This is a genomic window from Streptomyces sp. 4F14, from assembly GCF_048159485.1.
Classification (GTDB): Bacteria; Actinomycetota; Actinomycetes; order Streptomycetales; family Streptomycetaceae; genus Streptomyces.
The window spans coordinates 141,130-156,740 of sequence record NZ_JBLRVY010000022.1; the positions used below are offsets into that span (position 1 = coordinate 141,130).

Consider the following 15,611-nt stretch of genomic DNA (forward strand, 5'->3'; position numbering starts at 1 on the left):
TAGGAGCACACCCGCATGCCCATCTCCGACTACCGCACCGCGCTCGTCACCGGGGCGTCCACCGGCATCGGAGCAGTGGTCGTCGAGCGGCTCGCCAAGAGCGGCCTGCACGTCCACGCCCTTGCCCGAGGCGCCGAACGCCTCGACGCCCTCGCCGAGGCCACCGGCTGCACCCCGCACGCCGTCGACGTCACCGACACCGAGGCGCTCACCGAGACCCTGGCCGGCCTGGAGATCGACGTCCTCGTCAACAACGCCGGAGTCTCGCGCACCGGCAACATCCTCACCGCCGACGAGTTCGGGGTCGACGAGCAGGTCGCCGTCAACATCCGGGCCGTACTGCACCTGGTACGGCTCCTGATGCCCGGCATGGTCGAGCGTGACCTCGGGCACATCGTCAACATCAGCTCCATCGCCGCGGTCTACAACTTCGGCGGCAACACGATCTACCACGCCACCAAGGCGGCCGTGCACACCCTCTCCCGCCAACTCCGCGTCGACGGCTACGGCAAGCGGATCCGCGTCACGGAGATCTGCCCCGGCCGCGTCGAGACCGAGATCTTCGGCCGGCTCCTCGGCGACATGGAGGAGGCCCAGCGGACGTACTACGACGGGTACGAGTCCCTGAAGCCCGAGGACATCGCCGACGCCATCGAGTTCGCCGTCGACTCGCCCCGGCACGTCAACATCGGGCACATCGAGATCCTGCCCACCTTCCAGGTCCCCGGCGGCCTCAACTTCGAACGCCGGGAGGGCTGATGGACACCGCGGCACGCGTCCGCCGCATCAAGCCCTCGCCGAGCACGGCGGCGGCCCAACGGGTACGGGAGCTGAAGGGCCAGGGCATCGCCATCAGCGACCTGACCGTCGGCGAACCGGACTTCGACACCCCCGACCACGTCAAGGCCGCCGCGATCCGCGCCATCGAGTCCGGCGACACCAAGTACACGCCCGTCAACGGAACTCCGGCCCTGCGCAAGGCGATCCGCGACCGCCTGCGCCGACGCCACGGCCTGGAGTACACCGACGCCCAGATCACCGTCGGCGGCGGCGCGAAACAGGTCATCTACCTGGCCCTCACCGCCACGCTGGACGAGGGCGACGAGGTGATCGTCCCCGCCCCGTACTGGGTCTCGTACCCCGACATGGTCCGCGCCAACGACGGCACCCCCGTCATCGTCGACTGCCCCGAGACCGACGCCTTCAAGCTCACCCCGGCCCGCCTGCGCGCCGCCCTCACCCCGCACACCCGCTGGCTGATCCTCAACACCCCGGGAAACCCGACCGGTTCGGCCTACACCCTCGCCGAACTCCGCGCCCTCGCCGAGGTGCTGCTCGACCACCCCCGCGTCTGCGTCCTCACCGACGAGATCTACGACGAGATCTGGTACGACCCCGGCGCGCACCCCTCCCTCGCGGCGGCCGAACCCCGCCTCGCCGACCGGGTGTTCGTCACCAACGGCGTCTCCAAGACGTACGCCATGACCGGCTGGCGCATCGGCTACGGCGCGGGCCCCGCCGACCTCGTCGCGGCGATCAACACCCTCCAGTCGCAGACCTCGTCGTGCCCGTCCTCGATCAGCCAAGCAGCCGCGGCAGCCGCCCTCGACGGACCGCAGGACTTCGTCCACGCCACCGTCGAGACCTACCGCACCCGGCGTGACACGACCCTCGAACTCCTCGGCCAGATCCCGGGCTTGACCTGCACGACCCCCAGCGGAGGCTTCTACCTCCTGGTCAACTGCCAGGCACACCTGGGGCATCACACCCCCGACGGCCGACGCGTCGACACCGACGAGGAATTCGCCCGCCACCTCCTGGAGCACCAGCAGGTCGCCGTCATCCACGGCTCCGCGTACGGCGCCCCCGGCTACTTCCGGATCTCCTTCGCCACCTCCACGCAGGCCCTCACCGAAGCGTGCGCACGCATCGCGAAAGCCTGCGAGGCCCTCTTGCCCGAAAGGCCCTCATGATCCGCGTCAGCACGAAGTTCGACCGCCCCGACACCGCGTTCGTGGAACGCCTCGCCGGGTACTCCTCGGCGACGATCCACGAGGCCCAGGGCAGGCTGGGCGCGCTGGACTCGTCGATCAAGCCCGTCGACCGCCGGATGTCGCTGTGCGGACCGGCGTTCACGGTGCAGTGCGCGCCGCGCGACAACCTGATGCTCCAGACGGCGATCGAGTACGCCCGGCCCGGTGACGTCATCGTCGTGTCCGCCGGGGAGTACAGCGAGGCCGGGTCCTTCGGGGACGTCCTGGCGAACGCCTGCCGGGCCAAGGGACTTGGGGGACTGGTCACCGACACGGGCGTGCGGGACACGGAGGATCTGCGGGCCCTCGGGTTCCCCGTCTTCTCGTACAGCGTCTGCATCAAGGGCACGGTCAAGGAGACCGTCGGTCCGATGTGCCAACCGGTCAGCATCGGGGGGCAGTTGGTGCGGCCCGGGGATGTGATCCGGGGCGACGCCGACGGGGTCGTCGTCGTGCGGCGCGAGGACGCGGGCGCGGTGGCCGTCGCCTCGCGGGAACGGGTCGACGCCGAGGCCGGGTACATCGCCGCGTACCGGGCCGGGAAGAGCGTCGCGGAGATCTGCGGGCTCGAATCCCTGCTGGTCGCCAAGGGGTTGGTGATCGACGGAGAGTGAGTACCGCTACTCATGCCGACCCGTCCCACGCCGGGGACGATGAACGAAAGACGGCGTGAGCGGGGGAGTACGGGCATGGGCAGATTCCTGGGAGCGGTGGCGGCGGTCGCCGCGGCGGTGGCGGCGCTGGTCTTCGCCTATGCGGCGGGGGCGCCGAGTGCGGTGGTGTTCGCGGTCGGGGCGGGCGTGCTGAGCCTGCTGTGGCTGACGATCCTGCTCACCCTGCCGTGGAACCTGTACTTCCGCGCGCACACCGTCCTCGCGGAGATCGCCGTCAGCCGGGAGAAGGGCATCGAGGTGTCCCCGGCGCGCGACGCCGAGGCCGCGCGGATCGCCCGGCTGATGCTGCGGGCGGCCGTCGCCGGGCATCTGCTGACGGCGGGGGTCGTCCTCGCGGTCACCTGGGCGACCGGTGGGTTCACGGGGTACTGGTTCGCCGGGTTCTTCCTGCTCAGCACCCTTTTCCGGCCCGCCGGAGCCTACTTCGGGCAGCTCCGGCGGCGGCTGCGGACCCTCCTGAGGGAGGTCACCCACCCCCGCGACGATGTCGTCGACCTGCGCGCCCGGCTCGCCCGCAGCGAGGCCGCGCACAAGGTGCTGGAGGAGAAGGCGGAGGAACAGTACCGCTCCCTCGCCGAACTCCGGCGCACCGTCGACGCGTTGACGATGGTGACGTACGAACGCGCCGAGGAGACCGACCGCCGGATCACCGCGCTGGGCCGGGAGTTCGAGGCGACGGTCAACCGGCTCACCGACAACAAGGAGATCATCGCGGGGGTGAAGGCGTTCCTGCGGCTGCTGCGGGCGCCGGACCTGACGGAGGGCTGACCGGGTCCTCCCCGACTGGCCGCCCTGGGAGGGGACTTGCTCGCGGCCGTACTCCGCCAGGACGGAGGGCATCCGGAGGAGAGGTAAATCAAGACTTACCTTTGGGCCCGCCCACCCTCATAGTGGTGAGCCGCACCCCGAGGAGGCTCCCGTTGTCGCAGATCAGCGACGGTCCCGCACGTCAGCAGCAGGCTCACGTGTCCACCATGTACGGCCTGTTCGACGAGCGCGTGGCCGTGACCCGGGCACAGCTCAAGGCCGTTCTCAGAGCACCGGCCGACGGCGGACGCGAGGTCTACGAACGCGACCTGGCCGCCGCCCGCCTCGCCGGGGAGATCCGCCGCCTGGAGTCCGCCGAGACCGGCATGGTCTTCGGCCGGACCGACGCCGCCGACGGCACCGCCCTGCACATCGGACGCCTCGGCCTGCACCCCGACGACCACGACCTCCCCCTCCTCGTCGACTGGCGCGCGGAAGCGGCCCGCCCCTTCTACGAGGCCACCGCCGTCGACCCGATGGGCCTGCGCCGCCGACGCCACCTCCGACTGGACGGCCGCAAGGTCAGCGCCGTCAACGACGAACTCCTCGACGGCTCCGACGCCACCCCCGACGACGTCGTGGGCGACAACCCCCTCACCGAGGTCCTCCAGGCCCGCCGGACCGGCCGCATGGGCACGGCTGTCGCCACGCTCCAGGCCGAACAGCACGCCATCGTCCGCTCGCCCCACCGGGGCGTCACCGTCGTCCAGGGCGGCCCCGGCACCGGCAAGACGGTCGTCGCCCTGCACCGGGCGGCGTACGCGCTGTACGCGTTCCCGCGCGCCGCCGAACGCGGTGTGCTGGTCATCGGGCCCAACGCCCGCTTCCTCGACTACGTCTCCCAGGTGCTGCCCTCCCTCGGTGAGAACGACGTGGTCCTCGCGACGTGCGAGGAACTCGCCGGGATCGTCCCCACGGCGACGGAACCGCCCGAGTCGGCGCGGATCAAGGGGAGTTCGGAACTCGCGGACGCGCTCGCCGAGGTCGTCCGCGAACGGCAGGCGGTGCGCGGCGAGTTCGCCGTGGCCGGGGTCCGGCTGGGGGAGCGGGAGGTCGCGCGTGCCCGGAAAGCCGCCGTGGGTACGGGACTTGGGCACAACCGCGCCCGGCAGGTGTTCAAGGAGTTCCTCGTCGACGCGGCGACCGACGCGCTGGAGCGGGACGCCCTGGAGACGCTGGAACGCATCGACGCGGAGGTGGCCGAGGCGACGGGGCTCGACCTCGACCGGGCCGCTGCGGCGGACCTGCGCAAACTCGGGTACGACGACGAGGCCGACAGCAGCGCCGCCGACGAGTTCGACGCGGACGCGGTACGGGAGGGACTGCTCGACGATCCCCAAGTCGAGCGGGTGGTGGAGGAGTTGTGGCCGACGCTCACGGCCGAGGGCGTCGTACGGGCGCTGTTCGCGTCGGGGGTGCCCCAACTGGCGTCCGGTGCACCATGGTCGGACGCGGACATCCCACTGCTCGACGAAGCCGCGAGCCTCGTCGACGGTCCGCCCGCACGGACGTACGGCCATGTCGTCGTCGACGAGGCGCAGGAACTCACCGCGATGCAGTGGCGGATGGTCGTACGGCGCTGCCCGGCCCGGTCGATGACGCTGGTCGGCGACTTCGCGCAGGCGGGACCGGCGACGACGGCACGGGGCTGGGACGAGGCGCTGGCTCCGCACGTCGGCCCGCGCTTCGAGCTGCACACTCTCACGGTCAGCTACCGCACGACGGTCGAGATCCTGGCGACCACCCACGGCCTCCTCACCCGCATCGCCCCCGGCCAGAAACCCAGCAGCGCGATCCGCAGCGGCGAGGAGCCCCGCACCCTGACGGCCGCCCCGGACGACCTGACGGCGACCCTGACGACGGAACTCCAGCAGCAACACGCCCGCCACCCCGGCGAGTTGCTCGGCGTGATCTGCGCCGACACCCGCACCGAGGAACTCCGCGCCGCCGGAGTGCTCCAGTGGGCCCACCTGATCCCGGCGTCCCAGGCGCGCGGCCTGGAGTTCGACGGGGTGGTGGTCCTGGACCCCGACGGGATCGAGGCGGCGCGGATCAGCGGGGAGCGGGATCTGTACGTGGGTCTGACGCGGGCGACGAAACGGCTGTGCACGATCGCCGTGCGGTAGACGCAGCCGTCCTGACCCGCCCGGGAGCGGGTCAGGACGGTGTCAGATCAGCGCACCTCCCTCGCGTACGGCGCCACCACGAGCCGGTCGATCAGCGGCGCGTACCGGGACCGGAGCAGCACCCCGGGGAACGTGTCCGACGCGTACGTCGTCCCGTCGAAGTTGGGCAGCTCCTGGGACCGGAACGACAGCGTGTTCACGCCCTTCTTGAGCTGCACCGGCACGGTCAGCTCCCAGAAGTTGTCCTGGTGGAAGCTGTGCGGGAAGGTCACGCGGCGCGTCTCCCCGCCGTTGACGGTGAGGTCCGCGTGCCGGGCCAGCGGGTCGGGGTTGTAGTGGGTCGCCGGGGACTGCTCGGGGTTGGAGTAGCGGATCCGCAGCGCGTACAGCCCGGCCTTGTCCGCGCTGACGCGGAACGTCGCCGTGTTGCCGTTCCCCGGATCACCCCCGACGCCGGTGATCGCGGTCCCGCCGCTCGCGAGAGGCAGCGACACCAGGCTCGCGGAGCCCGCGAGAACGGCGTCCTGCGCCTCGTACGTACGGGCCGGCAGCTTGCCTTCGGTGGGTGTCACCGTCAGGCGGTCGACCAGCGTCGGGACCGAACTGCCGGTCACCGTCACCTTGTTGACGCCCCCGGAGAGGGAGACCGCGACGGACCGCTTGCCCGGGGTGAGGCGCAGGACGTCGTTGCCGTTGACGGAGAGGCGTCCACCGGCACCGCCGAGGGCGTCGAGGGTGAGCGTGGCCTCGCGGTCGGCGGGGGAGTAGACCCAGAACGTGGCCGTCTGGCCGCGCCCGACGAGCGCGCCGCCGGACCCGGTCCTCGCGGGCCCGTACACCGGCCGGGCTCCACCGCTCAGCCAGGCCAACTCACCCTCGTACACCTGGGTGCCGGCGGAAGCCGACGGCAGGGACAGCGTCAGGCGGTCGACGATCGCGTCGCCCTTCGTCGCGCGCTTGCCGTCTAGGCTCTTCGCGGCGAGGGTCAGGGTGTGGCGGCCCTTGGTGAGGTGGACCTTGGTGTCCGTGTGGTCCCAGACGACCCACTTGTAGCCGAGGGGGAGGTACAGCTCCTGTTCGGCGGCGCCGTCCACGCGCAGGAAGACGTTCGTGGGGCCCTGTTCCTGGACCTTGTCGTACGTGTTGAGGGAGTTGGCGAAGACGCTCAGGTCGTAGGAGCCGTCCTCGGGGACGTCGACGGTGAAGCCGAGGGTGACGTCCGAACCGGTGCGCAGACCGCCCACGTCGTACCCGCCGGACGTGTAGAACTTCGAGACGTCGCTCGTCGACCCCTCGGGCCCGTTCTTCGTCCAGCCCGAACCGGTGTGCGCGGCGTCCTCCGCCTCGTACGACCCCTGCCAGCGCACCGGCGCCGACTGGACGCCCCGTGCCTCGCCGGCCGGGGTGAGGACGATCTCGTACGCCGAGGACTCCTTGAGGGACGCGAAGTCCACGGAGACCGTGCCGTCGGCGCCGACCTTCAGGTTCTGCTCGCTGAGGAGCTTCGGGCCGGAGTTGTCACCGAGCTGCCCGCTCCACTCGATCTCCCGTACCCAGGCGTGCACTTGGGAGCCGAAGACCTTGCGCGGAACGCCGGCGAAGGTGATGTGCCCCTTGCCGTTGGACCCGCCGAAGAGGAGCCGCGCCTGCTTCTTGGCGGTGTCGAGCGTGGCGACGCCCTGCATCGTGTAGTTCTGGCCCGGGAAGGGCGGGTTCACGGCGACGGTGTGCCCGCTCATGGAGGCGTACGAATTCAGCAGCCACCACTGCCCGTTGCCCCGGTTGGACTGCACGGCGGAGTCGGAGAGGTTGCCGTCGATGTTCCAGTACGCGATGTCCGCGTCGACCTTGGACTCCTCGATCGCCGACACCCACTGGATCATCTGGCCCGGCACCGAGGTGTGGTAGTTGAAGGCGTACTCGTTGATGTTGATCGGCAGCGGGCCGACCCCCAACTCCTTCTCCCAGGCACGGTACTTGGCGACGCTCTGCCGCACCGCCTCCGGGTGGCTCAGCTCGTGCCAGGTGACGACCTCGGGCAGGGTCCCCGCCGCCTTCGCGTGCGTGAGGAAGCCCTTCACCTGGTCGTACAGGACGCTGGTGTTGGGGCCCGCGATCCGGGCGCTCGGCATCTTGCCCTTGATGAGCTTGTACGCGGAGTCCCAGGCGGCGAAGTAGTCGGCCGGGTCGGTCAGCCAGCTGACCTTGTCGTAGCTCCACTCGCCGGTCCCGAACATGTTGCCCTCGGGCTCGTTGAACGGCACGAAGACGATGTTGTCCCGGTACTTCTCCGGGAGCTGGAGGACCTGGTCGACCTGCTTGGCGATCTTCTCCTCGTACAGCTTCAGCTTCTGGGCGGGGGTGTCGCCGGGCCACTGGTAGGGGAAGCCGCGGTGGATGTCGGTCATGTAGATGTAGACGTCGCCGTCCGTGGAGTCCGCGAGCGGCTTCACGACCTCCAGCGCGTCGGCGCCCGGGTGCTGGGGGCCGTCCTGCGCCTTCGTCGAGACCGTCCGCAGGCCCATGCCCTCGATGAGGTTGTTCGTCGGGACGTCCGGGCCGTACACGCCGTACAGCGTCCCGGAGGCGCCGCCGTGGAAGGCGCCGGTGTCCGAGGCGAGGTCCACGGTGAGCTGGCCCTCGCGTACGACGGTGACGCTCGCGGTGACGGCACGTCCGGCGGCGGTTCCGGCGACCGTGAAGGTGCCGGGCCGCGCGTACTTGTCGGCGGGGACGGCGTCCCAGATGATCGGGGCGTCGCGGTCGTAGCCGTCGGAGAAGGAGGCGCGGGCGGCGGGCGGGAGCGCCGGGGCCTTGCCCGTCGTCGTGCGGACGGTGAAGGCGGTCTGCGAGAGCTGCGTCATGGTGGGGAGTGTGCCTGTCTGGCCTGCGACCTGCGCGGGGGTCAGGGCCGTGTGCCAGACCGCGAAGTCGTCGATGTCGCCCTTGAGGAGCGGGTCCGGGTAGAGGGACTTGCCGAGGTAGCCGGCCGTCGTCGCCGAACTCCCCAGCAGATCCCTCGCCTTGACGCTCGTCGGCGCCGAGGAGACGGCGACCCCGTCGAGGTAGGTGGTGATCCGGCCGGCGGCCGAGTCCAGGGTGACGGTGACGGTCCGCCACTGGCCGGCGGGGAGCGGGGCGTAGCCGGAGACCTGCGCCTCGCCGCCACCGCCGCCCGTGGTGACGGCGGTGCGCAGGACGCTGCCGTTCGAGGGGGTCGTGAACAGGTACTTCGACGTGTCGGTGCCGAGGTCGAAGATCCGCTGCCAGGACGAGGCGTCGGTGCCCCACTTCACGCGGGCCGAGACGGTCAGGTCGGCGGCGTCGCCGAGGACCTCCCGGGGCAGGCGGACGTACGCGCCGTTCGAGGTGGGGGCGCCGCCGGGCAGGGCGAGGGCCTTGCCGCCGTCGGCGCCCGCCACGGAGGCGGCGGTGGAGGGATTGACGAGGGTCGCCGTGAGGCCGTTGCCGGAGGCGTCGGTGACCTGCCCTGAGGCGGTGTCGTCCTGGTCGAAGGTGTAGTGGGCGACCGGCGCGGGCGTGTCGGCGGCCTGCGCGGGTACGGCGGGGGAGGCCAGCAGGCCCGCGCCGAGGGCGAGCGCCACGGCGGCCGGGGCGCGGCGCCGGGCGGATCTCTCAGGGGATGGCATGGATCGCGTCCTCAATCCTTGGGTGGATGCCTGGGGTCGTCGAACCGGTTCGCATCACTGGCCCGGAGATGCGGGGGCAGGGGAGTGTCGGGGGCGCTGGAAGGATCAGTTCATCGAACCGGTTCGGGAAGCTAGCACCGGCGTGAGCGCCCGGCAATCCCCCCGACACGCCTTGTTTCCGGCATCCGCGAACTCCTGCCGGAGGTGTTGACACCCGCTCGGGTGCTCCCTACCTTCACTTCACGCGAACCGGTTCGACAAAGGCGACGCCTGATGCGAACCGGTTCGATGACTCTCCCTGCCGACGAAGGAGCCACGTGAACATCGGTGAGATCGCCCGCCGGGCCGGTGTCTCCCGGAGCACCGTCTCCTACGCCCTCAGCGGCAAACGCCCCGTCTCCGACGACACCCGCCACAAGATCCAGCGCGTCATCGACGAACTGGGCTACCGCCCCAACGCGAGCGCCCGCGCGCTGGCCAACGGCCGCACCAACACCATCGGCCTGGTCTTCCCGCCCGCCGGCGACCACTACACCGGCATGCAGCTCGACTTCATCGGCAGCGTCGTCGAGGCCGCCGCCTCCTACGACTACGACGTCCTGCTCTCCCCCAGCGGCGTCGACAGCGACCGCTCCTTCCAACGGCTCCTCGGGGAACGCCGCGTCGACGGCGCCATCCTCATGGAGATCCGCCTCCAGGACGACCGGGTCGACCACCTGGCCGCCCTCGGCTTCCCCGCCGTCACCATCGGCCGGATCGCGCATCCCGAGTCGAGCTGGTGGGTCGGCCTCGACCACACCGCGCTCGCCGCGTCCTGCGTCCACCACCTCGCCGACCTCGGCCACCAGCACATCGCCCTCGTCAACCGGCCCGAACAACTCCTGCGCGCCGGCTACGAGTCGGCGCACCGCGGACTCGACGGCTTCACCAAGGCCGCCGCCGAACGCGGCCTGACCGTCCGGGCGTACCCCTGCGGGGACGACGCGGCGGCGGGGCAGGCGTGCGTGGAGCGGATCCTGTACGACGACCCCGCGACCACCGGGCTCGTCACCCTCAACGAGGCGTCCCTCGGCGGGATCTACCGGGGCCTCGCCCACGCCGGACGGCACGTCCCGCGCGACTTCTCCGTCACCGGGGTCGTCGCAGCGCCCTGGGCGCAGACGGTGACCCCGCAGCTCACGGCGGCGGACGTACCGGCCGAGGAGATGGGGCGCCGTGCCGTCGACCTGCTCGTGGAGCGGCTCGACCAGCCCGGTGCGCCGCCCCGGCACCACCTCATGACGCCGCCGATCTCCCTGCGGGCCAGCACGGGGCCGGGCCCGCGGCCGATGCCGGTGTCAGGGCCGGGCGCGTCGGCGGCGCCGTAAAGAGCTTTGCCCGCAAGGCGGTTCGCCGCGCCCCCGCCCTTCCGTACCTCCGTGCCCCGGCACCCTCAAGCCCGCGACCACTAAGGACCCCCGCGATGAACACCTCCTCCAGACAGCGCCGTCTGACCGCCGCCACCCTCGCCGTGCTCGCCCTGACCCTCTCCGCCTGCTCCTCCGGCTCGGGCAGCTCCGACAGCAAGGGCTCCGACGGCGGCGGCACCTACACCGTCTGGGACCCCTACCCGCAGTTCACGAAGGACTCGGCGTGGGTGAAGCTCCTCGACCGGTGCGGCACCGAGGCCGGCGTGCAGGTCAAGCGCACCGGCTTCGACACCAGCGACCTCCCCAACAAGACGCTCCTCGCGGCCCAGCAGGGCAACTCCCCGGACGTCCTCGTCGTCGACAACCCGGTCGTCTCCACCCTCGCCGAGGCGGGCGTCCTCACCACGACCGCCGACAACAAGCTCGACACCTCGAAGGTCGACCCCAACCTCCTCGCCGCCGGACAGTCGGGCGGCAAGACGTACGGCACCCCCATCGGCGCCAACACCCTCGCCCTCTACTACAACAAGACGGTCCTCAAGGCCGCCGGCGTCGACGTGGCCACCATCAAGGACTGGCCCTCCCTGACCGCCGCCCTCGACAAGGTCAAGAAGGCCGGCAAGAAGGGCATCACCTTCTCCGCGATCGGCACCGAAGAAGGCAGCTTCCAGTTCCTGCCCTGGTTCTGGGGATCGGGCGCCCAGCTCACCCGACTCGACTCCGCCCAGGCCGAGTCCGCCCTCACCCTCTGGAAGGACTGGCTGAAGAGCGGCTACGCCCCCAACTCCGTCCTGAACAACACCCAGACCACCAGCTGGCAGGAGTTCGCGACCGGCGACTACGCCTTCGCGGAGAACGGCACCTGGCAGCTCGCCAACGCCGACAAGGCGGGCTTCGAGTACGGCGTCCTGCCCATCCCCGGCGCCACCGCGGCCACCGCACCGGCCCCGACCGGCGGCGAGTTCGTCACCCTCCCCGTCCAGGACGACACCGCCCGCTACACCACCTCCCAGAAGCTCGCGACCTGCCTCACCAGCGAACAGGGCCTGTACGACACGGACTCCGCGCTCTCCTACGTCGCCCCCACCGCCGCAGTCCAGGCCAAGCAGGTCGCCGCGACCCCGGCGCTGAAGCCCTGGGTCGACGCCGTCAAGTCCGCCAAGGGCCGCACCAGCGACGACCTCGGCACCAAGTACCCCAAGATCTCCGAGCAGTTGTGGAAGGCCGTGCAGTCCGCGCTGAGCGGCTCCAAGTCCCCCAAGGACGCGCTGTCCTCGGCGCAGGGCGCGGTCAAGTGACGTTGCAGATGACCCGGGACCAGGTGTCCGTGAGGAAGGTGGCCGCGCCCCGGCGGCCACGCTCCTCCCAGTGGGCGGCCTGGGCCTTCCTCACCCCGGTCACCCTCTACCTCGTCCTCTTCTACGCCTACCCCCTCTACCGCAACCTCGACCTGAGCCTCAGGCACTACACCGTCCGCTCCTTCGTGAACGGCGACGCGCCCTTCACCGGGTTCGACAACTACCGGACCGTTCTCGACGATCCGACGTTCATGCCCGCGCTCGTGCACACCGTCCTGTTCACGTTCGTGAGCCTCGTCTTCCAGTACGCGATCGGCCTCGCCCTCGCCGTCTTCTTCACCCAGCACTTCCGGCTCTCCGCGACCCTGCGCGCCCTGTTCCTCGTGCCGTGGCTGCTGCCGCTCATCGTGTCCGCGTCCACCTGGTCGTGGATGCTCAACTCCGACTCGGGGATCGTCAACGCCGCGCTGAACGCCGTAGGGCTCGACCCGGTCAACTGGCTGACCTCGCCGTCCTGGTCGCTGGTCTCGGTGATCGTCGCGAACATCTGGATCGGCGTCCCGTTCAACCTCGTCGTCCTCTACAGCGGGCTCCAGTCCATCCCCGGGAACCTGTACGAGGCCGCCTCCCTCGACGGGGCGAACGCCTGGCAGCGGTTCTGGTCGATCACCTTTCCGCTGCTGCGGCCCGTGTCCGCGATCACGCTGCTGCTCGGGCTGATCTACACGCTCAAGGTGTTCGACATCATCTGGATCATGACCAAGGGCGGTCCCGCGGACTCGTCCACGACCTTCGCGACCTGGTCCTACCAGCTCGGATTCGGCAACCTGCTGCCCGCGTTCGGACCCGGGGCGGCCGTCGGGAACCTCCTCGTCGTGGCCGCGCTGGTCTTCGGGTTCGTGTATCTGAGGGTGCAGCGGAAGCAGGCGATGGCATGAGGAAGAGCTGGAAGACGGGCATCGGGCTGATCCTGACCGGGGTGATGCTCTTCCCCGTGTACTGGATGGTCAACGTCTCGTTCACCCGGGACCAGGACATGCGCAAGAGCCCGCCGGACCTGCTGCCGCTGCACGGCACCCTCGACGGCTACCGGACCGTCCTCGACGACCAGTTGCCCTACCTCGGCACGAGCCTCGTCATCGGCCTCGGGACGGTCCTGCTCACCGTCGCCCTGTCGGCACCCGCCGGGTACGCGCTCGCCAAACTGCGGCCCAGGGGCGGGGGCGTGCTGAGCTTCGTCCTGCTGGCCGCGCAGATGATCCCCGGAATCATCATGGCGATGGGCTTCTACGCCATCTACCTCCAGCTCGGGGTGCTGCAATCGGTTCCCGGGCTGATCGTCGCGGACTCCACGCTCGCCGTGCCCTTCGGGGTGCTCATCTTCACGGCGTTCATGTCCGGGATCCCGGGTGAGCTGTTGCAGGCCGCGAAGACCGACGGAGCCGGGACACTGCGGACGTTCTGGTCCGTCGTCCTCCCCATGAGCCGTAATGCCGTGGTCACGGTGTCGCTGTTCGCCTTCCTGTGGTCGTGGTCCGACTTCGTGTTCGCCAGCACCCTGGTCAACGGCGGTGCGCACGAACCGATCACGCTCGGCATCTACCACTACATCGGCAACAACAACCAGGAGTGGAACGCGGTCATGGCCACCGCCGTCGTCGCCTCGCTCCCCGCCGCCGTCATCCTCGTCCTCGCTCAGCGCTACGTCGCCGCCGGGGTGACCGCCGGTGCGGTGAAGGACTGAACACCCTGTTCCGGAACAACCCCTGCTCCAGAAACGAGTCTCCCCCCATGACCGCCGTCCCCTCCGGTCCGGCCTTCTCCGTCCACGACATCCCGTTCAGCTTCTCCGGCTCCTGGTTCGACATCTCGCCCGTCGTCGCGGAGAAGACGTACGCCGACGACCTCCACCTCGTCTCGCACCAGAACGGCATGCACGGCGTCCTGCGCCTCGTCCCCCTCGACCCGGCGACCGGCGCCCGCGCCGAGACCCGCGTCGAGGCCACCCCCGGACTGCTGACCTGGGCCGGCGCGGACGGGCGCGTCGACCTCGCCTACGAGACACCGGACACCCTGCGGCTGCGCGGAACCGGCCTCGGCCTCGCCGTTCTCGCCGCCGCGCCGACCCTCACGCCGTTCAGCGGGACCTACTTCTTCCCCGACCCGGCGACCGGCGCCCACGTCTTCACCTCGTACGAGACCGGGCGGCGCTACCGCGTCACCGTCCTCGCCGGGACCCTCGCCGACGCCATGGGCGCGCAGGCGCTGGGCGGCGCCGAACGCGGGGTCACCGTCGCGGGGGAGTGGGAGATCGCCGTCGAGGAGATCGACACCGCACGCCCCGCGTACACGTCCCAGGTGTCCTTCGAGGACGTGGTCCGCGGGGCGCGGGAGGCGTTCGCCTCGTTCGCCGACGCTGTGGCGCCCTGGCGGTCGGCCGACACCCCGGCCGCCGAACTCGCCGCGTACGTCCTGTGGTCGGCGACCGTACGGCCCACCGGGCTCGTCACCCGGCCCGGCGTCCTCATGTCCAAGCACTGGATGGACAAGGTGTGGAGCTGGGACCACTGCTTCAACGCCCTCGCCCTGGCGCCGGGTTGCCCTTCCCTGGCATGGGACCAGTTCGCGCTGCCCTTCGACCACCAGGACGCGAGCGGCGCGCTCCCCGACTCGGTCACGCACTCCGAGGTGCTGCGCAACTTCGTCAAACCCCCCATCCACGGCTGGGCGTTCGGCCACCTGCGCCGCCGCCTGCCCACGCCCCCGACCCGGGACGAACTCGCCGAGGCGTACGACCGGCTGGAACGCTGGACCGGGTTCTGGCTCACCGCCCGCCGCGCCCCCGGCGCCGACCTGCCGCACTACGAACACGGCAACGACAGCGGCTGGGACAACGCGACGACCTTCGACCCCGAGCGGGTGATCGTCACCGCCGACCTCGCCGCGTTCCTCATCCTCCAGCTCCACGAACTCGCCGACCTCGCCAAGGAGTTGGACAGACCCGAGGACGCGGCCCGCTGGACCGGGCTGGCCGCCGACACCCAGACGGCCCTGCTGGACCAGCTCTGGACCGGCGACCGCTTCCACGCCCGATCCGCCACCGGCGACGCCGCCTGGACCAGCGACAGCCTCCTCGACCTCATGCCCGTCGTCCTCGGCGAACACCTCCCAGCCGGCGTCGGCAGCACCCTCGCCGACCGCATCAAGGCCCACCTCACCCCGTACGGCCTCGCCACCGAACTCACCGACTCCCCGCACTACTTGGCGGACGGCTACTGGCGCGGACCCATCTGGGCCCCCGCCACGATTCTCGTCGAGGACGGCCTGCGCCGCGCCGGCCACGAACGCCTCGCCGACGACATCGGCGCCCGCTTCCGCGCCCTGTGCGAGACCCACGGCTTCGCGGAGAACTTCGACGCACTGACCGGAACCGGCCTGCGGGACCGGGCGTACACGTGGACGGCGTCCGCGTACCTGCTGCTCGCGCAGGCCCACGCGGGACGCGACGCCAACTAGAGAGCCTGTGCCGCATCCCCGGCCGGGCGCCCGCCGCCTGGCCGGGGATGCGACACAGGCTCTCACCGGCATATGGCCGGTGATCCTCTTGCGGCCGG

At 70.9% G+C, this 15,611-nt stretch carries 11 protein-coding genes; 10 read left to right on the forward strand and 1 reads right to left on the reverse strand.

The window, feature by feature from the left end; translation table 11 throughout:
• The first annotated feature begins 15 nt into the window (after nt 1-15).
• The 5 genes from ACLZOT_RS32780 to ACLZOT_RS32800 all read left to right on the forward strand — a co-directional run bounded on the left by ACLZOT_RS32780 (nt 16) and on the right by ACLZOT_RS32800 (nt 5,640).
• Entirely contained in the window at nt 16-759 is a 744-nt protein-coding gene (locus tag ACLZOT_RS32780) for an SDR family oxidoreductase (RefSeq protein WP_416972754.1), read from the forward strand.
• On the forward strand, nt 759-1,973 hold the full coding sequence (locus tag ACLZOT_RS32785; RefSeq protein WP_416972755.1) for an aspartate transaminase: 1,215 nt from the start codon (nt 759-761) through the stop codon (nt 1,971-1,973). The genes ACLZOT_RS32780 and ACLZOT_RS32785 overlap by 1 nt, the downstream gene beginning before the upstream one ends.
• A complete protein-coding gene (locus ACLZOT_RS32790) occupies nt 1,970-2,647 on the forward strand; it encodes a 4-carboxy-4-hydroxy-2-oxoadipate aldolase/oxaloacetate decarboxylase (RefSeq protein WP_416972756.1) in 678 nt (225 codons plus the stop codon). Before ACLZOT_RS32785 ends, ACLZOT_RS32790 begins: the two co-directional genes overlap by 4 nt.
• Nucleotides 2,648-2,722: 75 nt before the next feature.
• Nucleotides 2,723-3,475 carry a hypothetical protein gene (locus ACLZOT_RS32795; RefSeq protein WP_416972757.1) on the forward strand — a complete coding sequence of 251 codons (753 nt, stop codon included), beginning with the start codon at nt 2,723-2,725 and terminating at the stop codon, nt 3,473-3,475.
• A gap of 206 nt (nt 3,476-3,681) precedes the next feature.
• On the forward strand, nt 3,682-5,640 hold the full coding sequence (locus ACLZOT_RS32800) for a HelD family protein (protein WP_416972782.1): 1,959 nt from the start codon (nt 3,682-3,684) through the stop codon (nt 5,638-5,640).
• 47 nt (nt 5,641-5,687) lie between these two features.
• Here the strand turns inward: ACLZOT_RS32800 and ACLZOT_RS32805 are convergent, their stop codons facing one another.
• Nucleotides 5,688-9,290, reverse strand: a complete 3,603-nt coding sequence (locus ACLZOT_RS32805) for a LamG-like jellyroll fold domain-containing protein (RefSeq protein WP_416972758.1) — start codon at nt 9,288-9,290, stop codon at nt 5,688-5,690.
• A 317-nt stretch (nt 9,291-9,607) separates the two neighbouring features.
• Here ACLZOT_RS32805 and ACLZOT_RS32810 point away from each other — a divergent pair, with 317 nt between their 5' ends.
• The 5 genes from ACLZOT_RS32810 (at nt 9,608) to ACLZOT_RS32830 (ending at nt 15,513) form a co-directional block, all read left to right on the forward strand.
• Nucleotides 9,608-10,657 carry a LacI family DNA-binding transcriptional regulator gene (locus tag ACLZOT_RS32810; protein ID WP_416972759.1) on the forward strand — a complete coding sequence of 350 codons (1,050 nt, stop codon included), beginning with the start codon at nt 9,608-9,610 and terminating at the stop codon, nt 10,655-10,657.
• A gap of 95 nt (nt 10,658-10,752) precedes the next feature.
• The gene (locus tag ACLZOT_RS32815; protein ID WP_416972760.1) at nt 10,753-11,997 is read left to right on the forward strand and encodes a sugar ABC transporter substrate-binding protein; all 1,245 of its coding nucleotides are present in this window, start codon (nt 10,753-10,755) and stop codon (nt 11,995-11,997) included.
• Between the two features lie 8 nt (nt 11,998-12,005).
• Nucleotides 12,006-12,935, forward strand: coding sequence for a carbohydrate ABC transporter permease (locus ACLZOT_RS32820; RefSeq protein WP_416972783.1), 930 nt, complete (start codon nt 12,006-12,008; stop codon nt 12,933-12,935).
• Entirely contained in the window at nt 12,932-13,741 is an 810-nt protein-coding gene (locus ACLZOT_RS32825) for a carbohydrate ABC transporter permease (protein WP_416972761.1), read from the forward strand. The genes ACLZOT_RS32820 and ACLZOT_RS32825 overlap by 4 nt, the downstream gene beginning before the upstream one ends.
• Nucleotides 13,742-13,788: 47 nt before the next feature.
• Nucleotides 13,789-15,513 (forward strand): MGH1-like glycoside hydrolase domain-containing protein, encoded by a 1,725-nt coding sequence (locus ACLZOT_RS32830; RefSeq protein ID WP_416972762.1) that lies wholly within the window; start codon nt 13,789-13,791, stop codon nt 15,511-15,513.
• Nucleotides 15,514-15,611: the final 98 nt, after the last annotated feature.

Excerpts from the sequence above, each read along its gene's own strand:
- ACLZOT_RS32820 (WP_416972783.1), top strand. The coding sequence starts at position 12,006 with ATGACCCGGGACCAGGTGTCCGTGAGGAAGGTGGCCGCGCCCCGGCGG.
- ACLZOT_RS32825 (WP_416972761.1), top strand. The coding sequence starts at position 12,932 with ATGAGGAAGAGCTGGAAGACGGGCATCGGGCTGATCCTGACCGGGGTG.
- ACLZOT_RS32830 (WP_416972762.1), top strand. The coding sequence starts at position 13,789 with ATGACCGCCGTCCCCTCCGGTCCGGCCTTCTCCGTCCACGACATCCCG.
- ACLZOT_RS32785 (WP_416972755.1), top strand. The coding sequence starts at position 759 with ATGGACACCGCGGCACGCGTCCGCCGCATCAAGCCCTCGCCGAGCACG.
- ACLZOT_RS32780 (WP_416972754.1), top strand. The coding sequence starts at position 16 with ATGCCCATCTCCGACTACCGCACCGCGCTCGTCACCGGGGCGTCCACC.
- ACLZOT_RS32800 (WP_416972782.1), top strand. The coding sequence starts at position 3,682 with ATGTACGGCCTGTTCGACGAGCGCGTGGCCGTGACCCGGGCACAGCTC.
- ACLZOT_RS32790 (WP_416972756.1), top strand. The coding sequence starts at position 1,970 with ATGATCCGCGTCAGCACGAAGTTCGACCGCCCCGACACCGCGTTCGTG.
- ACLZOT_RS32815 (WP_416972760.1), top strand. The coding sequence starts at position 10,753 with ATGAACACCTCCTCCAGACAGCGCCGTCTGACCGCCGCCACCCTCGCC.
- ACLZOT_RS32795 (WP_416972757.1), top strand. The coding sequence starts at position 2,723 with ATGGGCAGATTCCTGGGAGCGGTGGCGGCGGTCGCCGCGGCGGTGGCG.
- ACLZOT_RS32805 (WP_416972758.1), bottom strand. The coding sequence starts at position 9,290 with ATGCCATCCCCTGAGAGATCCGCCCGGCGCCGCGCCCCGGCCGCCGTG.